This is a genomic window from Acidobacteriaceae bacterium (genome assembly GCA_028283655.1).
Taxonomy (GTDB): domain Bacteria; phylum Acidobacteriota; class Terriglobia; order Terriglobales; family Acidobacteriaceae; genus Granulicella.
The window spans coordinates 3,358,166-3,380,382 of sequence record JAPWKE010000003.1 but is presented as its reverse complement, the minus strand read 5'-3'; the positions used below and the strand labels follow the sequence as shown (position 1 = coordinate 3,380,382).

Here is a 22,217-nt window from a genome sequence, read left to right as displayed (position 1 = left end):
GAGATCAATCAGTCTAAGGCTTGTCCGTATACGACACATCTTCTTTTTCGAAGTTGTGCGTCTCTCTCAAAAATTGTCGTCCCTGCAACAATGAGCCGCAACAAAAACGGCGTCCCCAGACTGGGGACGCCGTTCTCATTCGTATGCACTCAGTTACACGTTGAATTTGAAGAACATGATGTCGCCGTCCTTCACCACGTACTCTTTGCCTTCGCTCTTCAGCAGACCAGCGTCCTTCACGGCACCTTCTGAACCGAGACGGAAGAGGTCTTCGCAGTTGTACGTGTCGGCCTTGATGAAGCCGCGCTCGAAGTCCGAGTGAATCACGCCCGCAGCGCCAGGAGCCTTCGTGCCCCGGCGAATCGTCCACGCACGCACTTCCTGAACGCCCGAGGTGAAGTACGTAATCAGGCCGAGCAGCTTGTACGCCGCGTGAATCAAGCGGTTCAGGCCGGGCTCCGCGAGGCCAGCGGCCTCCAGGAATTCATTGCGGTCCGCTACGTCGAGCTGCGAAATCTCGGCTTCCATCGCACCGCAGATACGCACGACCTGCGAGCCATCTTCCTTCGCTCGCTGGTCCACCAATGCGGTGAACTCATTGCCTTCATTCACGCTGCCTTCGTCCACGTTGGCGACGTAGAGCATCGGCTTCATGGTGATGAGAAAGAGATCGCGAGCAATCAACTTCTCGTCGTCGTTCAACTCCACCGTGCGTGCAGGCTTGCCTTCTGCGAGCGCAGCCTGAAGCATCTTGACGACCTCAAACTCCATCTTGATCGCGGACGAGGCGTTCGCAGGCTTTGCCGCCTTTTCTGCCTTCACCAGGCGCTTTTCTACGCTCTCCAGATCGGCGAGCAGAAGCTCTGTGTTGATGACGTCGATGTCGTGCAACGGGTTCACGCCACCTGCGACGTGGATCACTTCATCGTCGGCAAAGCAGCGCACGACGTGCAGAATCGCGTCCGTCTGGCGGATGTGCGAGAGGAACTGGTTCCCCAGGCCTTCACCCTTCGACGCGCCTTCGACGATGCCCGCGATGTCTACAAACTCCATCGTCGTGGGCACAATGGAGTGCGGCTTCACCATCGTCACAATCTTGTCCATGCGCACGTCCGGCAAAGGCACAATGCCTACGTTCGGATCGATCGTGCAGAACGGATAGTTCGCAGCCTGAGCCTCTGCTGAGGTCAGCGCGTTAAAGATGGTGCTCTTGCCAACGTTTGGCAAACCGACAATGCCACAATTCAAAGCCATAGCTGTTCCTGAATGTCTTCCTTCTCTTCTATTGGAACATGCCGAGGCGGCGTTCGAGCAGGGAAGAAGACGCGAGCTACTTCTGCTCGTCCAGCGTGCGCGCCGCGCGCTTGCCCAGCGTCTTCAGACCATCGGCAAGACGACGGCGTTCCTTGGCCGGAAGCTCCTCCAACAGAGCGTTCATCTTCGCTTCGTGCTCGTGGAAGACGCGCTCAATCAGCTTGCGGCCCACCGCCGTCAGCTCCACCAGCTTTACGCGGCGGTCGGAGGCAGACTCTGTACGCGAGACCAGCCCCTTTTCCAACAGTCGGTCGACCGCCACCGAAATCGACCCCGGCGACAGGTACACCTTGCCGCCGATCGTGTTCACGGGCATTGGGCCTTTGTGCAGCAGGGCTTCGAGCACACGGAAGTCCGAGTCACCCAGACCGCTGCCGCGCAACGTCTCCGCCGTGTACGCCAGCAAGGAGTGATACGCCTTAATCAGCACCAGCCACAGCGCCGTCCCGCTGGTTTCCGCGTCTGCGAGTTGTGTCCGGGGCTTTTGCATCGTTTCCGATTCTATTATCATCAATACAATCGAGTTCGAGCAAGTTTTCAATGCTCGACACGGAAAGCAGGCAATTTCCATGCAACTTGGCATAGACAGCTTTGTAGAGATCAGCCGTTTTGGCGAATCGGCAGCGCAGCGCGCGCAGAATCTGGTCGCCGAGGTAGAGCTGGCTGACCAGGCTGGCGTGGACGCCTTCGGTATCGGCGAGCATCATCGCTCGGAGTACCTCGCCTCCTCCCCCGCTATTTTTCTGGCTGCAGCCGCGGCGCGAACGAAGAACATCCGGCTATCGAGCGCAGTCACGGTGCTGAGTTCGGACGACCCGGTGCGCGTCTTCCAGGACTTCGCAACGATCGATCTGATCTCGAATGGACGCGCTGAGATCGTCGTCGGCCGCGGCTCGTTCATCGAATCGTATCCGCTCTTCGGCTTCGATATGCAAAACTACGATGAGCTCTTTGCCGAAAAGCTCGACCTGTTACTCGCTCTGCGTGATGACGTGAAGATCCACTGGCAGGGCAAGCATCGTGCTTCGCTGACCGGGCAGGCAGTTTATCCGCGCCCGGTACAGCAGCCATTGCCGGTGCGGCTTGGTGTGGGCGGCACGCCTGCGAGCTTTGCGCGTGCGGGTCTGCTGGGCCTTCCGCTTACCGTGGCCATCATCGGCGGCGAACCGCATCGCTTCCGTCCGCTGGTAGACCTCTACCGCGAGTCCTACCGTCGCGGCGGCCACCTCGGGCAACCGGACGTTGCCGTACACGCGCTCGGCTTTCTCGCCGATACGACGGAGCAGGCGATCGACCAGTACTGGCCGATGTACCAGGAGGTCTTTACCCGCATCGGCCGCGAGCGCGGCTGGGGGCCGATCTCCAGAGACAGCTTCGTTGCCCAGTGCGGGCCGACTGCGGCGTTCCTCGTTGGCGATCCCGAGACCGTAGCGACCAAGCTGCGGCACTATGACGAGTCGCTCGGCGGCGTAAGCCGGGTAAGCCTGCACATGAGCGGTGGCGGTGTGACGCACGCGCAGCAGATGCACGCTATTGAACTGCTCGGCAACCGCGTGAAGCCGTTGCTCAAGTAACGAAAGGTCTAACGCAAAGTCCGCGAAGTTTTCAACGCGAAGTTCGCAAAGTGAATCTGAACCAGGCGAGTCAGGATTCACTTTGCGTACGTTGCGCTAAACTTCGCGGACTTTGCATTTAAGATTTTTACTTCGTTGGGCTACTCGAAGCTGCAGCAGCCGGTGGGGCTGCTTGAAACAGCTTTGCGGCGTTTAGTCCGGACTTGTAGATTCCCCAGCAGAGCGGGACACCGACCAGCATCCAGGCGAGCGCGATCAACAGCGGCGAAGACGTTTTTTCGTTCGACATAAGCTCTCCTTAGTGCCCTGCGGGTTCTGGCGCTCCGGCAGGAACGTCCTTCATCCAATACTTTTCAGAGACCGGCTTCACCATGAGGTTGGCCACGAAGCCGATGAGCAGCAGACCGACCATGATGTGCAGCTCAAACCGGTAGCCATCGAGACGGTTTTGCCCTGTTACCTTGTAGTGGTCCAGCACACCGTTCACGATGAGCGGTCCGATGATGCCGGCCGTTGACCATGCTGTCAGCAGACGGCCGTGGATCGCCGAGACGTTGTAGCCGCCGAAGAGATCCTTCAGGTACGCCGGGATCGTCGCAAAGCCGCCGCCGTACATCGACAGCGCAACGCAGGCGAGTGTGACGAAGAGCACCACCGAGTTCATGTGGTTCGACTCCGAGAGAGGCAGGAAGAAGAACATCAACGGACCGATCACAAAGAAGCAGAAGTACGTGGCCTTGCGTCCGATGAAGTCCGAGACCGTGGCCCACAGGAAACGTCCGGCCATGTTGAACAGACTCAGCAACCCGACGAAGCCCGTCGCGGCCACGGGCCCGATGCTGCCCTTGAAGAAGTCCTGAATCATGGGAGCAGCCTGCTCGAGAATACCGATGCCTGCCGTGACGTTTGTGCAGAGCACGATCCACAGCAGCCAGAACTGCGGCGTCTTCCACGCCTGCTCCACCGCCACGTTGTGCGAGGAGATAAGCGCATTGGTCGACTGCTTCGGCACAAAGCCTTCCGGCTTCCAGTCCTTCGCAGGAACGCGAATGGTGAACGCGCCGTAGAGCATCAGCAGAAAGTAGAGAGCGCCCATCACCATCCACGTGTGCGGAATCGGGTTGGCGTCGCCCGCTGCTTTGAAGTGCGCCATCAGGTTGTTGCCCAGCGGAGCGCCGATGAGCGCGCCCCCGCCAAAGCCCATGATCGCCATGCCGGTGGAGAGGCCCGGCCTGTCCGGGAACCACTTGATAAGCGTCGAGACCGGAGAGATGTATCCCAGCCCGAGACCGACGCCGCCCACCACACCGTAGCCGAGGTAGATGAGTGCCAGCGAATGATGCGCGGCTCCCATGCTCGCAATCTCAAAGCCGAGACCGAAGCAGATCGCGGCGTAGACCATCGCCTTGCGTGGGCCGGCTTTCTCCAGCCATGCCCCGAAGAGCGCCGCGGAGATGCCGAGCACGGCAATCGCCAGCGAGAAGATGTAGCCAACTTCTTTCAGGCTCCACGCAAGGCCATCAGCTCCATGCAGAGCGAGCAACGGGTTTTTGAAGACGGAGAAGGCGTACACCTGGCCAATCGACAGATGAATCGCCAACGCAGCGGGAGGAACCAACCAACGGCTGTACCCGGGCTTTGCTACCGAATTGTCACGATCAAGAAAGGACATAGCTGACTCACTCTAGACCTGTAGGGATGCAGACTGTCACGCTTTTTCTGCCCGGCGGCGGAAAATTAATACAACGCAAGCAGCCTGCTCACAGGGCTTTGCTAGGAGCCACCGTCGTCGAAATTGCAAATTCGTCGTAAACCGATGTCGTACAGTAAGGCCAACGCTCCTGCAGCGCAGGAGTTTCTGCCTATGAGGTGTTGCTCTTGAATCGTTCGTTCCGCCTTTCCGTCGCTGCCCTGTTGCCGCTGGCAGCGGTCGCTGTGGGCCTGCCGTCCGTTGCTATGGCCCAGTCGCACTCGCATCCGCAAGGCGAGAAGCAGACGACCACGACCTCCGTCACAACCGAGCCCGCAAAGCCCACACTGCCCGAGAAGACCTCCGACTCCGTCACCGAAGGCTCCGTTACGGTTGGCGGAAAGTCGATCGCCTACCGCGCAGTTACAGGCCTGATCACCGTCGGCTCCAGCGACTCGCAGGACGCGACCATCATGCTCGACGGGCGCATTATGCCCGAAGCCGCGGCTGAACTGCCGCCGAAGCCACAGGACCAGCCCGCGACCGCTCGCCTGTTCTACACGGCGTATCTGGCGAAGGGCGTGGACACGACCAAGCGCCCCGTCATCTTCTTCTACAACGGTGGCCCGGGCTCCGCGACGATGTATCTGCGCATGTCCAGCGTCGGTCCGGTGCGCGTCGAACTGCCTGACCTGCAGCATCCGTTTGGCGGCCCCTACAAGATCGTGCCGAACCAGTACTCTCTGCTCGACGTGGCCGACCTCGTCTTCATCGACGCGCCGGGCACAGGCTACAGCCGCGTCTACGGCAAGGATGCGATGAAGGCGTTCTACGGCATCGATGGCGACGCCGAAGCCTTTGACCGCTTCATCCGCCGCTTCCTCACCAAGGAAGACCGCTGGATGTCGCCGCGCTTCCTCTTCGGCGAAAGCTACGGCACGACGCGCGACGCCGTGCTCGCGGCCAAGCTGCAGAAGAGCGGTGTCGATCTGAACGGCGTCGTCTTCCTTAGCCAGATTCTGAGCTTTGGCGACTCGGCCGACGGCTCCGACGGCAACCCTGGCGCAGAGAACGGCCAGTTCCTCGCACTGCCCAGCTTCGCCGCAACGGCGTGGTATCACCACAAGGTTCCGAACCAGCCCGCAGAGCTTGAGCCGTTCCTCCACACCGTGGAGCAGTACGCCGTAGGCGAGTATGCCGAGGCGCTGCTGCAGGGCGCAGATCTCGACCCGGCCCGCAAGGCCGCCGTCGCAGCGAAGCTGGAAAGCTTCACCGGCATCCCGGCATCGCTTTGGATCAAGGCAGACCTTCGCCTGACCGGCGGCGAGTTCTCGAAGTATCTGCAGGACTCCAGCGGCATCACCACCGGTCGTCTTGACTCGCGCTTTGAAGGCCCGGCGATGGACCCGATGGAACGCGATGCCGATTACGATCCGTTTACCGAGTCGATCGAGTCCGCGATTCTGGCCGCGCAGAACCACTATGCCCACACCACGCTGCACTATGGCATGGACATGACCTACAAGCCCAGCGCACGGGAACCCGGCTTCCACTGGGACATGCAGCATCGTGCTCCTGGCGGTGGTGGACGCGGCGGAGCCAACGTGATGGGCGACCTTGCCTACACCATGAAGGTCAACCCCAAGATGCATGTGTTGCTGATGGGCGGCTACTTCGATCTCGGCACGCTGTACTTCGGTGCAGAGTATGAGATGAAGCACCTGCCGATCCCTGCCGAGCTGCAGAAGAACATCGAGTACAAGTTCTTCCAGTCGGGCCACATGGTCTACGTCAACCCTGATGCACTGAAGGGGCTGCATGATCGCACCGCGGAGTTCATCCGCGAAAACGAAGACGCGTCAAAGTAATCGAAAACGAAAAATGAAGGGCAGGGCTTTCGAGCCCTGCCCTTCTTCATGACTGCAGTGAGTGGAATTTACTCGGCCACCTGGACGGCTTCACGAATGTCGACGTACTCGTCCGTGACCGGCCGCTTCAGGAAGATCGTCGACAGATAGTTCGCGGTGTAGCGCGAAGCCATCGTCATCACGCCTTCGTGGCGAAGTCTGCGGCCCGAGGAAAACATCGGCTGCGACAACGTGAACTTCACTCGCCCAACCCGCGACATTCTGCGTGCAATGTCCGTGTCTTCGCCATAGAAGGCAATGCTTGTATCGAAGCCGCCGATCTCCAGCAGCGCCTGCCGCGTAACGACAAAATTTCCGCCCTGCACCATTGACCCCACGCGCAGCAGCCAGCGGTTGATCGCATACGTCGTGAACGCGAGCAGATAGAAGACCCGCACCATGGCACGCTGACGCGTCGGAAGATCGTAGTAGATCAGCGGCCCGGAGACACACACAAGCTTTGCGTCGTTCGCAAAGGCACGCAGCACACGATCGCACCATCCGGGCGTGAGCCGCGAGTCCGAATCGACGTTGGCAACGAGCTCTCCTGTCGCGACGGCGAAGCCTGCCTGGCGCGCATACGTCAGTCCCTTGCGCGGCTCATCGACGACCTGCACGCCGGGGTAGCGCATCGCGACTTCGCGCGTCGCGTCGGTCGACGCATTGTTCACCACGAGGATCTCGACCGGCGTCTCAAGCTGCCGTGTCTGCTCCAGAATCGACTCGAGGCAACCGCCCAGCGAAGCCTCTTCGTTATACGCAGGGATCACAAAGCTCAGTCGCATGACACGCACGCTAACGAGTGATTGTTGCAGCACGAAGAGAGCCACGTTTCGCGTTGGTTATTTCGCAGCAGCAGCAGTGCAATGTGCCTTCGCAGGTACCCGTGCATTTTGATGCGGCATTCTTATTCCGCTCACGCCGTTGTTGCAAAAGCAGGGCATCGTCACAGTGAAGCATCACTCCGCCTCCCCCACGGAAGGACGTGCTCATGCAGCCTCGCGTAACGATCACCACAAGCTGGAACGACCCCGACGCCGTCAGCCACTACGCCACAGGCGTTTCGCTGCACGGTCACACCTCGTTCTCCGAAGAGACGCTGGACTTCGTCCACAGTGCCTGTGCCTGGATCCCCGGCCTTCGCCCGGTGCTCGCACACTACGAACGCATCAGCCGCGATCGTCACGGCATCCAGCTGAACTTTGAGCGCGCCAACTGGCGTCCGCCGCTGCAGCCGCGCATGGCCTATGAGCTGGAGGCTCGTCAGATCTCTTCCCTTTGGCTGACGCCGCTCGTCTCGCTCACCGATCATGACTCGATGGACGCGCCGCTGCTGCTGCGCACGCTGCCCTCCGCGCGCCACATCCCCATGTCCACCGAGTGGAGCGTGCCCTTCGGTAAGACGGTCTTCCACCTTGGCATCCATAACGTGCCCAGCCGCAAGGCTTCAGCCTGGATGCAGCGCATGGCCTCGTTCACCGCAGCCGCGAACGAAGCGCGTCGCAACAACGCGCCACACGCACATCTCGACTGCGAACTGCTCGCGATGCTGCGCGAACTGCATGAGATCGACCAGGTGCTGCTCGTGCTCAACCACCCGGCGTGGGACCTGCACAAGGTAGGCGAGACGCTGCACATGAGCGAGACGGTGCGTTTTCTTTCGCTCGCCAAAAACACGATTCATGCGCTTGAACTGAACGGCCTGCGTCACGCGCAGGAGAACCGCAAGATCGGCCTTCTCGCTCGCGAACTCGGCTACCTCGTGATCAGCGGCGGTGACCGGCATGGCCTGGAAGCAAACGCCAACGTCAACCTCTCCTCGGCCAGTAGCTTCACCGAGTTTGTGGAAGAGATCCGCATTGATCGCGTGAGTCACGTTCACTTCATGCCACAGTATCGCGAGCCCTGGGAGCAGCGCATCGTTGCTTCCACACTCGACGCCGTCACCGACTTCCCGCAGTTCATGCCCGGCTGGCAGCGTTGGGATGAGCGCGTCTTCCACCCCGACAGCAACGGCGTGATGCGTCCGGTGAGCGAACTCTGGCCGCAGGGTCAGGCACCGCTCGGGCTACGTGCGGCGATCAGCTTCGTTCGCCTCGGCAAGATGCGTGCGATGTGTGCACCGATCCGGCTCGCCTTCCCGGGCGTCAACCAGCTTGAGTTTGAGTCGCTCTAAGTCAGCGTTGGAATCATTCAGCGTTGCGTGATCAAAACGAATAGAGGGACATGGATTGATCCATGTCCCTCAGTGCTTCTGCAACAGGATTAGCTGCTCTTCTCGACTCGCTCCGGCGGCACAGTCATCTCGCTCCGCCGCAACGCCGTTACATGCGGCGACATAATCTCGACACCAGCCTTATCAAACGTGTCGTGGATGTTGCGATGCAACACGGAGTATGTCATCGCCATCTTTTGTGGCTGATCTGTGTAAGCGTTCAGCTCGTAGTGAACGTAGAAATCATCCAGCATCGTTTGCAGGATGAACGGCTTCGGCTCGTGCAGAATGTTCTCTGTCATCAGTGCTGCCGTCGTCAGCAACTCGTGAATCTTCGGCCAGGAATTGTCGTAACCCAGCGTCACCTGCGTGTGCAGAATCAGGCCCTCGCCCTTCGTCACCGGCGCAGAGTAGTTCACAATGTGCGCGCCCAGCACCTGCGAGTTCGCAATCGTGATCTCGACGTTCTTGATCGTACGAATGCGTGTCACCAGCAGCGAAGACTCGATGACATCGCCGACGGTATCGGCAATTTGTACACGGTCGCCCATGCGAAACGCGCGCATGTACGTCAGGATGACGCCCGCCACAACGTTCGCTACAGCTGACGACGAGCCGAGGGAAATCAGCACGCCGAGGAAGATCGAAATTCCCTGGAACGCAGGCGTCTTCGCGCCCGGAAGATACGGAAAGACCACGACCAGCGTAAGCACCAACAGCAGAACACGGACGAGTTTGTACGTCGGCTCCGCCCACTCCGGGTGAAAGCCGCTAATCTCAATCGATCCCTTGCCTAACTCGGTAAAGATCACGCGCGTGAACTTCATCACGTACACCGCGACGAAGATGATGAACGCAATCGTGAACAACCGCGGCAGGTAGGCCAGGAACGCCAGCCAGGCCGCGTGTACCGGCTCCGTGACATAGGCGACCAGCACATGCGAGTAGCCCGAGGTCCAAGGGAAGAAGCGCAGGCAGAGCGAGGCCCAGAAGTAGAGCAGCAGCATCGTCAGCGCAACGCGTAGAAAGCGCGACAACGCGATCAGTGCATTCGCAATGCGATCTGCAGGCAGCAACTCGAACTGCTGAATGCGCAGCGCAGGAATCAAGCGGCCACGCCAGCTCTCCAGCCGTCGGTAGAGCCGCGGAAACAGCCAGCTCATCAAGCGCAACAGCAGCACCAGGCCCAGCGTGGCGATCAGCGCATAGGCTCCGCCGATCAGCAGCGTGCGCGTCGAGTACGCACCTCTCATGGCGGCGATCGCTGCCGACATCTTCGCCGCTTCGCTTGCCGCCAGCGTACGACGGTCCGTCCCAGCGAGCGCGGCATCGAAGTTCGTGATGCTCGTCAACACCAGCCTGCCAGCAGCGACATCCGTTGTGTTGGTGTAGTCGTGGACTTCGAGCTTCTTGGGGTCGAAGCGAACATCATGCACCACGCGAGTGAGCCGCTCGGTGATCGCCGCAGCCCGCACGTCAGGCGAAAACGAAAGGACACCACGAACCTTGAAGAGCTCTTTGCCATCGAGCATTACCGGGGCCGTTTCGGTCACCGAATGCAGCATCGGGTCCGGCTGCACGACCGACGCCGGCAATGCCTCCTGCTTGGGAGACGCCTTGGCCGTATCCGCAAACGCGCGCGCCGCCCCCACTACGAGCAGCAGCGAGAGGACCAGTGACCACCAACGACGAGCGGAGAGTTGATTCGACATAGCGTGCACCCAAGAGTAGATGCACATTCACGCCGAAGCAATGCTCTCCGCATCGTTCCGTACTTATTTGGTACTACGTTCGACTACGGATAAATCCGATTCAGCGTACGCGCAAACGGAATCGTCTCGCGCACATGCTCCAGCCCGCAGATCCACGCCACACAGCGTTCAATGCCCATGCCGAAGCCGGAGTGCGGCACCGAGCCGTACTTACGCAGGTCGAGATACCACTGGAACGCCTCCATCGGAAGCTCGTGCGCCTCAATGCGCGACTTCAGCAGATCGTAGTCATCCACACGCTGCGAGCCGCCGATGATCTCGCCGTAGCCTTCGGGCGCGAGCACGTCCACGCACAACGCCTTTGTCGGGTCCTTCGGATCGGGCTGCATGTAGAACGCCTTCACCGCGGCCGGATAACGATGCACCATCACCGGCTTATCGAACTGGTTGCTGATGTACGTTTCATCCGGCGAACCGAAGTCATCGCCGTACTCATGCGCGTTTTCGATCAGCCCCTTCGCATGAGCGTCGACGAGCATCTGGTGCGCTTCGTCGTAGCTCAGCTTGGGGAACTCTCCGGGCGCGACCACCGCTTCGAGCTTCGCAATGTCCTTGCCGATCACGGCGAGGTCCGTGCGATGCGTCTCCAGCACGCGCGTAACGATGTGCGTCAGGAAGGCTTCCGCCAGCCCCATCAGACCGTCGAGGTCGAGGTACGTCACCTCCGGCTCGATCATCCAGAACTCCGTCAGATGGCGGCGCGTCTTCGACTTCTCCGCACGGAACGTCGGGCCGAAGGAGTAGACCTTGCCCAGTGCCAGCGCCGTGGCCTCGATGTAAAGCTGGCCGCTCTGCGTCAGGTACGCCTTCTCGTTCTCGAAGTAATCCATCTCGAAGAGCTCGCTGGTGCCTTCGCAGGCGTTCGGCGTAAGGATAGGCGGGTCGGTGCGGATGAAGCCGTTGGTGTCGAAGTACTCCGCGGCGGCGCGCATGATCGTTGCGCGAACGCGGAGGATGGCCGCCTGGCGCGGTGTACGCAGCCACAGGTGACGATGCTCCATCAGGAAGTCAACGCCGTGCTCCTTGCGCGTGATCGGGTAAGGAGTGTCTTCCGCAATCGCCTGCGTCACGGTCACGTCCGTCACATCGAGCTCAAAGCCGCCCGGTGCGCGCTCATCCGCGCGGGGCGTACCGGTCACGACGACAGAGCTCTCAAGCGTCAGCCCTTTGAGCGTCGCGAAGACCTCTTCGCTCACCTGCGCCTTCGGCACGATGCCCTGAATGGTGCCGGTTCCGTCGCGGAAGATGGGGAAGAGCAGCTTGCCGGAGGCGCGCAGGTTGTAAAGCCAGCCGCGCAGGGTAATGGGCTGGCCGACGTGCTGGCCCACTTCGGCAATGGTTGTGATCGGTGCGATGTTCGTTGCGGAATCCATATCGTTACTAATTTTATGCCGTAGAGGCCCGTTTCCAGCCCTTTGACCGCCAATTGCGGCTTCCACCGGCGCGTACGATAGAAACCATGTCCGCCGCAGGAAATGTAACTCGTCTCGACGTCACTCTCGACATGGTTCGCGCCGCCCGCGAACGTCTCACCAACGAGATTTTCCTCTCGCCCTGCACGCACTCGCAGACGCTCTCCGGCATGACCGGTCTGGACATTTACCTCAAGCTCGAAAACCTGCAGATGACCGGCAGCTTCAAAGAGCGCGGCGCACTCAACCGCATCTCCATGCTCACGGCGGAGGAGGCCGCTCGCGGCGTCGTCGCCGCCTCTGCAGGAAACCACGCGCAGGGCGTGGCCTACCACGCCACCCGCCGCGGCATTCGCTCCGTCATCGTCATGCCGCTCACCACACCGCTGGTGAAGGTGCAGAACACCCGCGGCTTCGGCGCGGAAGTCATCCTCCACGGTGCCAACTACGATGAGGCCTATGCCGAAGCGCGACGCTTCTGCGAAGCCGAGAGCATGACCTTCATCCACCCGTTCGACGACCCGCTCGTCATGGCCGGGCAGGGGACGCTGGGCCTCGAACTGCTTGAGCAGATCCCGGGGCTCGAGGCCGTCGTCGTCCCCGTGGGCGGCGGAGGCATCATCGGCGGCATCGCCTGCGCGGTGAAGGAAACAAACCCGGCGGTCAAGGTCATCGGCGTACAAACCGCTTTGCTGCCCTCGATGGCGGCAGCTGTCGAAGCCGGCCATCCCGTCACGCTGGACCCCGGCACAACGATCGCCGATGGTATCGCCGTGCGCCGCGCAGGCGACGTCACCTTCCCGACCGTGTCGAAGTACGTCGACGAGATTGTGACCGTCGACGAAGACGAAATCGCCCTCGCGATTCTGACGCTGCTCGAACGCGAGAAGACGCTCGCCGAGGGCGCCGGTGCTACCGCGCTCGCCGCGCTGATGCAGAAGCGCACCAGCCTTGCTCCCGGCACGAAGACCGCTGTCCTCGTCTCCGGAGGCAACATCGACGTCACACTGCTGGCCCGCATTATCGAACGCGGCCTGGTACAGGACGGCCGCCACATCCGCCTGCGCATCACGCTGCTGGACAAGCCCGGTGCGCTCGCCGAACTCACGCAGATCATCGCCGCGCACCGCGTCAACATCGTCGACACGCTCTACAACCGCGCCTACTACGGCGTGAACCTCGGCGACACCGTCATCGACATCACGATGGAGACGCGTGGCCGCCAGCAGGTGGACGAGCTTCTGCTCGCGCTTACGGCAGCAGGCTACAAGCACTCCCGCGTGCAGTAGTCGTACTTCGCGCTAAAACGATACGGCCGCCTAAGCAGGCGGCCGTATCGTTTGAAGCTTCCGCACACCCTCCCTGCGGTCTCTGCCATCCTTGCTACGGTTGCACGACGTACTGCGCCGTCGGTCTCGCCACATACCCCAGCGAGGTGAACGTCCCCAGCGGCAGCCCTGCGTCGTTGTAGACGAAGCTCGTCGCCCACGCCATCCACGCATAGCGCACGGCACGCGGCTGCGTCACGTCCTTCGACTCCACAACGATCGTGTCCTCATCGCCCTTGCGCTCGATCCGCGCAGTGGCTGTATGAAACTTCCCATCCTCACCCTGCAGCTCCCAGTCACCCAGCTCCGGCGTGCTCGACTTCAGATGCCGCGCATGATCGAACCACACACGCATCCCCGCGCCTTCGATCGACGTGCGCCGCAACGACGGCGAATGACCGTCCTCCTTCTCGCCGTACACATCCTCACGCGCCAGCAAGGCCAGACGATGAGCAACGGTCTGCTTGTCCGGCGGATGAATGTTGTTGTTCAGACCGACGTCCAGCGCCACGGCCATGCCCGTCTCGTGATGCTCCGCCTCGGTACGCCGCTGGGCATCGCGTATCACCGGCCAACTGTCGTTGCCCTTATACCCCGCAAGCTGTACGAAGAGGAACGGCAGCGTCGGCTCGCCCCACTGGTTGCGCCAGTCCTCGATCATCGCCGGAAAGCTGTAGCGATACTCCGGCGCCATCAAACCACTGGCATCACTCTCGCCCTGGTACCAGATCACGCCCCGCACGGCGAGCCTGGTGTACGGCGCGATCATCCCGTTGTAGAGCATCCCCACCGCCCACTGGTCGCGATCGACGCCGTTCATCCCGCGTGGCAACGCGGGCACTGCGTCCTGCGCAGCCTTTGTCGCCGCATCCAGCCGGGCCTTCCGCCCTGCAGCAGCAGCAGCTTGTGCATGCAGACGAGCACCAGCCAACCGATCGAACATGTCATAGCGGAAGCCCTGTTCTGCCGCAGCATCCAACGACACCCACGCCTCCACCGGCGTGCCGCCCGCCGTGGTGTCGATCACCCCGATCGGTACCTTCTGGTCGGCTTCCAACTCACGCGCAAAGAAGTATCCCACCGCGGAAAACGTTTTGATCGTCTCCGGCGTGCACTCCGTCCAGGTATTGTCCGTGTCGTCCAGAGGGTACGTCGATCCACGCCGCGTCTGCAGGAGCAAACGAATCTTCGGATGCGTCGCGCTGGTGATCTCCTTCTCCGCATCCTTCACCACAGCGTTACCACTTGGGAAACCACGCAGCGGCATCTCCATGTTCGACTGACCGCTCGCGATCCAGACATCGCCCACGAGGATGTCGGTACGTGTAACCGGCGTGTCACCCGCAGCATCGCCCGTCGCCGTCAGCGTGTACGGCCCACCCGCAGCTTCAGCCGCCAGCGACGTCTCCCAGTAGCCGTACACATCCGCCGTAGACTTCACGCTCTGCTGATGAAACGTCACACTCACATGCTCCCCCGGCAGCGCCCAGCCATACACGCGAATAGGCTGGCCGCGCTGCAGCACGGCGTGGTCAGAGAAGGTATTCGGCAGGTGCATCTGTGCGGAGGCAAACGCAGAGGAACCCAGCAGGAGCGCAGCCAGCGCATGAGTCAGCTTCATGAAGAAATCTCCAGTAAAAACGTTTCCAAAGGCGCATCCATCCTACCTCTGCGACCACACAAATGTCCGGCACGAGCAGTAAAGTCGCTCTAGCAAAAGGCAGGAACCCTGCACCCGTCCCAAGCAAAAAGGCCGCCATCGCTGGCGGCCTTCCTACGATCTACCCTCTAACCTCTACGCTCTAACCAAGCGTCTCCATCAGCTTGTTTACCGTGCGGTTCAGGTCCTTGTCGTTCCGGCGCTGTTCATCGATCTTCGCAATCGAGTGCATCACCGTCGTGTGGTGCTTGCCACCGAACTGGCGGCCGATTTCCGGCAGCGACGCTTCCGTCATCTGCTTGGCCAGGTACATCGCAATCTGGCGCGGCACCACGATCTGACGCGAGTTGTTCTTCTGCTTCAACTCCGCCACGCGCATACCGAACTGCTCGGCCACCGCACGCTGAATCGCTTCAATCGTGATCTTGCGAACCTGCGTGTCGATGAACTGCTTCAGGCACTGCTGTGCCGTCGGCAGCGTGATCTCTACGCCGTGCAGCGAGCACCAGGCCACGAGGCGAACCAGAGCGCCTTCAAGCTCACGCACGTTTGTACGCACGTTGCCTGCGATGAACAAAGCCACATCCGACGGCAGTACCGTCTGCTCCAGCTCTGCCTTGCGCTGCAGAATCGCAACCTTCGTCTCAAGATCAGGTGGTTGAATGTCCGCAACCAGACCCCATTCGAAACGCGAACGCAGACGATCTTCAAAGTCGCCAAGCTCCTTCGGAGGGCGGTCCGAGGCGATGACGATCTGCTTGTTCGTCTCATGCAGCGCGTTGAACGTATGGAAGAACTCTTCCTGCGTACGCTCCTTGCCGGCGAGGAACTGAATATCGTCGATCAGCATGACGTCGACGTTGCGATAGCGATCGCGGAAGCCCGTCATCTTGTCATAGCGCACCGAGTTAATCATCTCGTTGGTGAACTTCTCACCGCTGACGTACATGATCGAGCTGTGCGGCATGCGCAGCTTCACATGGTGGCCGATCGCGTGCATCAGATGCGTCTTGCCCATACCCACGCCACCGTAGAGGAAGAGCGGGTTGTAAGCCTTCGACGGGCGCTCTGCGACGGCCTGCGCCGCTGCATGGGCAAACTGGTTGCCGCTGCCGATCACGAAGGTGTCGAACTGGTAGCGCGGGTTGAGCTGGGCGGCCGAGTTCCAGTCAAAACGCGACTGCTCGGGGCCGGGGCCCATCGCCGAGCCGGGACGGCCCGAACGCGGAGCGTTTGCCGAGTGCGACGACTGAGGCGCAAATCCGCCATCCTCGCGGACCACACGGGCTGGCTCCTGCGGAGGAACCTGGAACGCCACGTTGTCCAGTTCGAGGCCAAGGTTGTCCACCGCCTCCATGATTAGGTCGGTGTAGCGGTCCAGAACGCCCTGAAACTCTGCGGCGGGAATGCGTACATACAGAACACGATCGGTGACATGCGAAAAGCGCGTTGGCTTCAGCCACGTCTCGAAGCTCTGCCGGTTGATCTTCTTCTCAAGCGCGCCAAGGATTCGAACCCACTGGTTCAAAACGGCTGCGGGAACCGGAACAAATGACATCGTTAGTCTTCCTTACTATCCGTGATGGTTCAAAGCGGACTGCAGCAAACGAAATGCTCAGACTGCAGCTTTCCGGGTGAAGCAAAGCAAAAAGCGAAAACGGTTCCCTGACACACCGTGAGGAAATCTCTGCGGAGCGGGAGGTTGCTATTCGCTTGTTGTGAAGTCCTCACTGCCTTGGCAGGGAGGGGAAATGGCAAAAATAGAGCCCGGTCTAGGTTGCGCGCATCGCGCGATCTCACTGTCAGAACGGAGTCGATACTAGCAGCAATCCACAGGCTCCTGACCATAGAAATCGACGGGCAGCGAAAGATTTTTCCGGGTTGCACCAGCCTTGGTGAAAACTTCGCGTCGCGTTCGATCAGCGACCGCTCAAACCCGCACCACGTCGAATTTAGTTGTTGTTTTCCACGTCTTTGTCTATACTCAGAACTTGCTGCCGGACGTGTGGTTTGTCCCTGTCCGAAGCCGGCCGAAATACTCAGGCTGAGCATGCGGCAGCGGAGCGCGCGGAGCCTTTTTGGAGACGCCAGCGCCCACACCCAAGATTTAGAGCAAGGACACAAACACAATGCCCAAGCGCACTTTCCAGCCCAACCGCCGCCGTCGTAGCAAGGTCCATGGCTTCCTCACCCGCATGAAGACAAAGGCCGGCGCAGCCGTCCTGTCGCGTCGCCGCGCGAAGGGCCGTCACAAGATTGCTGTCTCCGCTGGCTTCCGCGACTAGTTCGCGCGCCGTCAGAGACGTTTTACGCTTCACCCCAAGCGCGCTCATCTTCCACAGGTGAGCGCCTTTGTGTGCCTGAAATGCGAACGTGTAGGGGTTAGGGTATACGGTGTAGAACCCATTCGCCCAAACCGCCGCTCTCTCTTTGTTCTCGACCCTGAACCCTAGCGCATAAACCCTTGCCTCTCACACATCGACTCCGCAAACACGCCGACTACCAGCGCGCCTATACGGCGGCTGGCCGCAAGCAATGGGGAAAGCAGTTTGCCTACTTTGCTGCGGCGCGCGCACCGGAGACGCGTTCTGAGACCGCTGGCCCGCGCGTGGGACTCACCGTGCCCAAGGCACTCGGCGGGGCCGTGGATCGGAACCGCATCAAGCGGCGCGTGCGCGAGATCGTCCGCACCCACATCGCCCTGCTCGAAGGCCTGCCCGTCGACGTGATTCTGCATCCGAAGCGTTCGGTGCTTGAGGCAGATTTTCTCGTGCTGAGCAGAGAGATTGCGATGATCTTTCGCGGCGTCGCGGCTCGGACGAACGGCAGCAAGCCCTCACAAAACACCGAATCTGCGTCAAACTAGCAGCGATGGCCCCCGACAGCCTCAACCCGGCAGTCATTCCGCCCGCGGCAACAAAGCAGACGAGCCGTGAGCGTTACGCAGGTCTGCTTTTTTCGGCCTACAAACACACGCTTTCGCCATTTCTAGCTGCCTTCGGCCAATCCAACTGCCTCTATCTGCCCACCTGCTCCGAGTACGCCTACGCCGCCATCGTCAAACACGGCTGGCCGAAGGGTTCCTGGCTGGCCCTGCGCCGCCTTTCACGCTGCCACCCTTTCTGCAAGGGCGGCCATGATCCCGTGCCGTAAGGCAGAAAATCAGACGACAACCGGTTCAGAAGAACCTGAATGTCTAATGTCTATCTGTCTAATGTCTCCACATTCCTCATCGCCACTTTGATTCTCCCTTTCCGCAATTAGCCCAACTTTTCCTCTACTCCACTACAATGGGGTATAGCGGTTTTACGTCTCCAGAGTAGTTTTTGAGCGTCCGCAAAGAAGGAATTTCCATTGCCCGAGTTTCGCAATCCCAACCAGGCCGGCGGCGGTTCTCAGGACAACCGCGGTTTCCTGGTGATGATGATCGTCATGATCGGCATGATCGCCGGTCTGCAGTTCTGGCGCGCCAAGCACAACCCGCAGACGGCGACTCCTGCCGATAGCGCTGCCGTTGCGCCCGCATCCCCCGTCTCCAACGGAACCTCGGCAGCAGCCGCGCCGGTTATGGCCGCACTTCCGGCATCGCCCGAGAACGTGCAGGCATCGGCTGAAACCACCACCGTTGTTGAGAATGAGCTCTACAAAATCACCTTCTCCAACCGTGGCGGCGAGGTTCGCTCCTGGATTCTGAAGCGCTATAAGGACAACGACGGCTCGCCGCTCGATCTCGTCCACGAAGGCGCAGCCAAGCTCTACGGCTACCCCCTCTCGCTCTACACCTATGAGCCTGCGGTCACGCAGCAGCTCGCTTCCGGCCTCTACGTCGCCTCCGCGACGGGTACGCTGCAGGCACCGGCTTCGCTCAGCTTCAAGTACTCCGCGGGCGGTCTGCAGGTCACCAAGACCTTCACCTTTGGCGCCGACTACCTGATCCACGCCGACACGCAGGTCCTGCGCAACGGTGTGCCGATTGCCGCCCCGCTGGCATGGCCAGCAGGCTTTGGCGACATGGCCGATGCGCTTGGCTACGCCCAGGCCACCATCGACACCTCTGCCAACGGCAAGAGCGACCACATCGCCTTCAAGAAAGTCTCCGGCGGTTCCACACTGCCCGGTCCGTGGGATTACCTCGGCGTAGCCGACCAGTACTTCGGCGCGGTCTTCCTTCCTGACCAGGTCGACGATGCCACGCTCGTCACGCTCTCGCACGCGATCGACATCAACAAGGTCGAGCGCCACACCGGCCTCGGTACGGGTGCCGCCAGCAAGAGCAAGAAGCCTATCCAGGTCCCGGTCATCGGTGCCGCCATCGGCTCCAAGGGCGGCCACGTTGAGACCCGCATCTTCGTCGGTCCGAAGGACTGGGCCGTTCTCTCGGCGATCAAGACGAGCAACGGCCACAAGCTGACCTCAGTCATCGACTTCGGCTTCTGGGGCTACCTCTCGCAGGGCCTATTCCTGGGTATGCGAGCGGTCCATTCGTGGATCACGCCCGCCACCGCAGTCGCCGGTAACTGGGGCTGGGGATGGGCGATCGTCATCTTCACCGTTCTGATCAACCTCATCATGCTTCCGCTGCGTATTAAGGGCATGAAGGGCATGTTGAAGATGCAGCGCATTCAGCCGGAGATCGACGCCATCAAGGCACGGCACGGCAACCCCGGCCCGACCGATCCCAAGGCCGGCAAGATGAACGCCGAGGTCATGGAGTTCCAGAAGAAGGAAGGCGTTTCGATGTTCGGCGGCTGCGTGCCGACGCTCGTCACCCTGCCGCTCCTCTTCGCGATGCTCACCATGATGCAGCGCGTCGTTGAACTGCGCCACGCCAGCTTCTTCTGGATCCACGATCTTTCGGCGGGCGACCCCTGGCACGTTCTTCCGATCGTGCTCGCGCTCAGCTCGTTCCTGGTGCAGTTCTACACGCCGAGCCCGGGTGTCGATCCGGCCCAGGCGCGCATGATGGCCTTCACCATGCCGCTCTTCTCGCTCTACATGACGTGGAATTACGCATCGGGTCTGGCACTCTACTGGAACGTCGGCAACTTCATCATGATCGCGCAGCAGATGATCATGAATCGCACCGAAATGGGTAAAGAAATGCGAGAGATAGCGGCCAAACGCTTCCAGTTGAAGAACGCGAAGAAGGGTAAGGTCATTCAGGGCAAAGCGCCAGGTCGGCGCTAACGCTCGGAATCCGATATTGTTCGTCGCGTGAAATTTGTTTTATAGTTCAACCCAAACAAAACCGGCTTCGACTTTTCTCTCAGGGACGAAGACCACGGGGCATACATGGAAGACCTGCAACAGGCGGCAAGCACGATAGCTGCACTCATGCGTACCCTCACTGGGCCAGGCGGATTTCGCCTGAAGTACCGTATCACCGCTGGCGCTGGCGCTGCGGATCCAGATGGATTCGAACGCCGCGATATCTACGTCGAGTGCAAAGGGCCCGACGCCGAACTGATGCTCGAACGGGATGGAGAACTCCTCCGCTCGCTGGAGCACGTCGCCGCTAAAGCCCTTCGCCTCGAACCCGAAGAGCACGACCGCATCAGCTTTGACGCCGACAGCTTCAAGGCGGAGCGTGCCGCCAGCCTTCGCCGCATGGCCGATGACGCCATCGCAATGGTCAAGGACACGGAGAAGCCCTACAGCTTCCCGCCCATGAACTCACGCGAGCGTCGAATGCTGCACATGTTCCTCAAAGACTCCGGCCTGCAGACGGCAAGCTCGGGCGAGGGCGCACGACGCTTCGTAATGCTCTACCCCGAAGGCGCACGCATTCCCCGCGAAGATAGCCGCGGCAGCGGTGGCAGCAGCTTCGGCGACCGTCGTGGCGGCCGCAGCGGTGGCGGACGTCCCAGCGGTGGACGTGGCGGCGATCGTCGCGGTGGTGGCAATCGCAGCGGCGGCGGTGGACGCGGACGCTACTAACAACAACTGCTCCATAAGAAAGGGCCCGGCGATTGCCGGGCCCTTTCTCTTTTCCTGCCGCTCTCGAACAGACTCAGGCTGCCTTCGCCAGGAACCTCGCGCTCAACCAGCGGCGCACGGGCTCGTCATAAAGCTTCAGGCTGGCATAGGCGATCACCAGCGCAGTAGCCAAGGTTGCAGCGCCGACCTCGGCCGAGACCAAAGCCGAAGGCTTCGTCTGCAACACCCACGCCGTGTAGAGATAAATCAGCGGGTAGTGCGTGATGTACAGCGGATACGACAGATCACCAAAAAACTTCGCCACACGGATCGAGCTGCCCTCAACCCGCTGCTCTCCTGCGCCGATCGCCACGATAAGAGGGAAGAGCAGAAGGACGCAAAGCGCGTCATAAAGCCCGTTCACCCACAAGTGCGATGCCCCGCCGAATCGCGGGAGGGACAAGGCGACGACCAGCAGAAAGCTACAGAAACCAAAGGCTCCCTGCATCGGAATGCGCTTGCCCAGACGCATCAGCAGAATCCCCATAAAGAAAGGATAGAGGAGGCGGGCAAAGCCAATGTGAAGCTGCGTCGGAGTGATGGACCAACCGCCGATCAGGTCGCCATGGCCGCCAAAGACTGCGTACTGGAAGAGGAATGCCCCTGCCAGAATGACGAGGGAAGCCAGCACCTTGCGCGACGCGCGGCGCAACCCCAACGCATACAGAATGTTCGCCACATACTCAAAAAACAGGGACCACGCCGGGCCATTCAGCGGATGCATCTCGCCCCAGCCGCGGATATCCAACGACAGCGGTACGGGAAGCAGCGTGAAGCCAATCACCATCACCAGCACGAGCTTCCAGACCGGCGTTGTCGCGATCGTAGGGAAGACAGAACCGGAGCCGACATAAAACAGCGCTGCACCAATCAGGCTCCCCATCACCACCATCGGCTGCAGGCGAATCAGGCGCCGCTTGAAGAAGCCCCACTCCGTCATCCGGCCCCAACGGTCGTCGTAGGCGTAAGCGACGACAAACCCTGACAGCAGGAAGAAGAAATCGACGGCCAGGTAACCGTGATTGATGACCTGGCGAAACCGGTTGTCGCCGTTGTTCGCCTCAAAGAGGTGAAACAGGATCACCACGAGCGATGCGACTCCGCGCAATCCATCCAGGACTACGTAGTGGCTCTTTGCGGGCGTGCCGGAGGTGCTCGCCGTCGCGGAGGCTGCAGATGAGTTCATGAAAACGTCCTGTTTTGGGTCGTGCCGAGGAGGTAGAGAGATCTCGCGTCCCTATTCCACCACTTCCAGATAACTCCCGGCCACCCTCTATCCACGATCAGGCAGGGTAGGGATATGCGTTCGAGCTGGCTTTTGCCGCGAAGCGGCCGAAATTTCTTTTCGTGCAAAAGACCTCGCCACAGA

Annotated in this window: 19 protein-coding genes; 9 read left to right on the top strand and 10 right to left on the bottom strand. The window is 60.7% G+C overall.

Going from position 1 to position 22,217, the window contains the following annotated elements; all coding sequences use genetic code 11:
* Positions 1-153: 153 nt before the first annotated feature.
* Together ychF and PW792_16805 are read right to left on the bottom strand one after the other, a co-directional pair.
* Complete coding sequence (gene ychF, locus PW792_16810; GenBank protein ID MDE1163587.1) at positions 154-1,254, bottom strand: redox-regulated ATPase YchF; 1,101 nt, start codon at positions 1,252-1,254, stop codon at positions 154-156.
* 76 nt (positions 1,255-1,330) lie between these two features.
* On the bottom strand, positions 1,331-1,804 hold the full coding sequence (locus PW792_16805; protein MDE1163586.1) for a MarR family transcriptional regulator: 474 nt from the start codon (positions 1,802-1,804) through the stop codon (positions 1,331-1,333).
* 79 nt (positions 1,805-1,883) lie between these two features.
* Here PW792_16805 and PW792_16800 point away from each other — a divergent pair, with 79 nt between their 5' ends.
* Positions 1,884-2,888, top strand: coding sequence for an LLM class flavin-dependent oxidoreductase (locus PW792_16800; protein MDE1163585.1), 1,005 nt, complete (start codon positions 1,884-1,886; stop codon positions 2,886-2,888).
* A 127-nt stretch (positions 2,889-3,015) separates the two neighbouring features.
* Here the strand turns inward: PW792_16800 and PW792_16795 are convergent, their stop codons facing one another.
* Together PW792_16795 and PW792_16790 are read right to left on the bottom strand one after the other, a co-directional pair.
* On the bottom strand, positions 3,016-3,177 hold the full coding sequence (locus tag PW792_16795; GenBank protein ID MDE1163584.1) for a hypothetical protein: 162 nt from the start codon (positions 3,175-3,177) through the stop codon (positions 3,016-3,018).
* Positions 3,178-3,186: 9 nt separating this feature from the next.
* Positions 3,187-4,560, bottom strand: a complete 1,374-nt coding sequence (locus tag PW792_16790; protein MDE1163583.1) for an OFA family MFS transporter — start codon at positions 4,558-4,560, stop codon at positions 3,187-3,189.
* A gap of 206 nt (positions 4,561-4,766) precedes the next feature.
* Here PW792_16790 and PW792_16785 point away from each other — a divergent pair, with 206 nt between their 5' ends.
* Entirely contained in the window at positions 4,767-6,446 is a 1,680-nt protein-coding gene (locus PW792_16785; protein MDE1163582.1) for a peptidase S10, read from the top strand.
* A 68-nt stretch (positions 6,447-6,514) separates the two neighbouring features.
* Here PW792_16785 and PW792_16780 read toward each other — a convergent pair whose 3' ends face one another.
* Entirely contained in the window at positions 6,515-7,270 is a 756-nt protein-coding gene (locus tag PW792_16780; GenBank protein MDE1163581.1) for a glycosyltransferase family A protein, read from the bottom strand.
* Positions 7,271-7,476: 206 nt separating this feature from the next.
* Between PW792_16780 and PW792_16775 the strand changes: the two genes are divergently transcribed.
* Positions 7,477-8,661 (top strand): hypothetical protein, encoded by a 1,185-nt coding sequence (locus PW792_16775; GenBank protein MDE1163580.1) that lies wholly within the window; start codon positions 7,477-7,479, stop codon positions 8,659-8,661.
* A gap of 89 nt (positions 8,662-8,750) precedes the next feature.
* Here the strand turns inward: PW792_16775 and PW792_16770 are convergent, their stop codons facing one another.
* Both PW792_16770 and asnS read right to left on the bottom strand, forming a co-directional pair.
* Positions 8,751-10,412, bottom strand: a complete 1,662-nt coding sequence (locus PW792_16770) for a mechanosensitive ion channel (GenBank protein ID MDE1163579.1) — start codon at positions 10,410-10,412, stop codon at positions 8,751-8,753.
* Positions 10,413-10,495: 83 nt separating this feature from the next.
* Positions 10,496-11,845, bottom strand: coding sequence for an asparagine--tRNA ligase (gene asnS / locus PW792_16765; protein ID MDE1163578.1), 1,350 nt, complete (start codon positions 11,843-11,845; stop codon positions 10,496-10,498).
* Between the two features lie 86 nt (positions 11,846-11,931).
* Between asnS and ilvA the strand changes: the two genes are divergently transcribed.
* Entirely contained in the window at positions 11,932-13,173 is a 1,242-nt protein-coding gene (gene ilvA, locus PW792_16760) for a threonine ammonia-lyase (protein ID MDE1163577.1), read from the top strand.
* Between the two features lie 94 nt (positions 13,174-13,267).
* On the opposite strand, the gene PW792_16755 is transcribed toward ilvA, so the two are convergent.
* The gene (locus PW792_16755; GenBank protein ID MDE1163576.1) at positions 13,268-14,833 is read right to left on the bottom strand and encodes a sialate O-acetylesterase; all 1,566 of its coding nucleotides are present in this window, start codon (positions 14,831-14,833) and stop codon (positions 13,268-13,270) included.
* 181 nt (positions 14,834-15,014) lie between these two features.
* On the bottom strand, positions 15,015-16,430 hold the full coding sequence (dnaA, locus tag PW792_16750; protein MDE1163575.1) for a chromosomal replication initiator protein DnaA: 1,416 nt from the start codon (positions 16,428-16,430) through the stop codon (positions 15,015-15,017).
* A 571-nt stretch (positions 16,431-17,001) separates the two neighbouring features.
* On the opposite strand from dnaA, the gene rpmH reads away from it, so the two are divergent.
* The 5 genes from rpmH to PW792_16725 all read left to right on the top strand — a co-directional run bounded on the left by rpmH (position 17,002) and on the right by PW792_16725 (position 20,809).
* On the top strand, positions 17,002-17,157 hold the full coding sequence (gene rpmH / locus PW792_16745; protein MDE1163574.1) for a 50S ribosomal protein L34: 156 nt from the start codon (positions 17,002-17,004) through the stop codon (positions 17,155-17,157).
* A gap of 179 nt (positions 17,158-17,336) precedes the next feature.
* Positions 17,337-17,738 (top strand): ribonuclease P protein component, encoded by a 402-nt coding sequence (rnpA, locus tag PW792_16740; GenBank protein MDE1163573.1) that lies wholly within the window; start codon positions 17,337-17,339, stop codon positions 17,736-17,738.
* A gap of 5 nt (positions 17,739-17,743) precedes the next feature.
* The gene (gene yidD, locus PW792_16735; GenBank protein ID MDE1163572.1) at positions 17,744-18,025 is read left to right on the top strand and encodes a membrane protein insertion efficiency factor YidD; all 282 of its coding nucleotides are present in this window, start codon (positions 17,744-17,746) and stop codon (positions 18,023-18,025) included.
* A 201-nt stretch (positions 18,026-18,226) separates the two neighbouring features.
* Complete coding sequence (gene yidC / locus PW792_16730) at positions 18,227-20,059, top strand: membrane protein insertase YidC (protein MDE1163571.1); 1,833 nt, start codon at positions 18,227-18,229, stop codon at positions 20,057-20,059.
* 147 nt (positions 20,060-20,206) lie between these two features.
* Complete coding sequence (locus PW792_16725) at positions 20,207-20,809, top strand: single-stranded DNA-binding protein (GenBank protein MDE1163570.1); 603 nt, start codon at positions 20,207-20,209, stop codon at positions 20,807-20,809.
* 73 nt (positions 20,810-20,882) lie between these two features.
* Here PW792_16725 and PW792_16720 read toward each other — a convergent pair whose 3' ends face one another.
* Positions 20,883-22,034 (bottom strand): acyltransferase, encoded by a 1,152-nt coding sequence (locus PW792_16720; protein MDE1163569.1) that lies wholly within the window; start codon positions 22,032-22,034, stop codon positions 20,883-20,885.
* Positions 22,035-22,217: the final 183 nt, after the last annotated feature.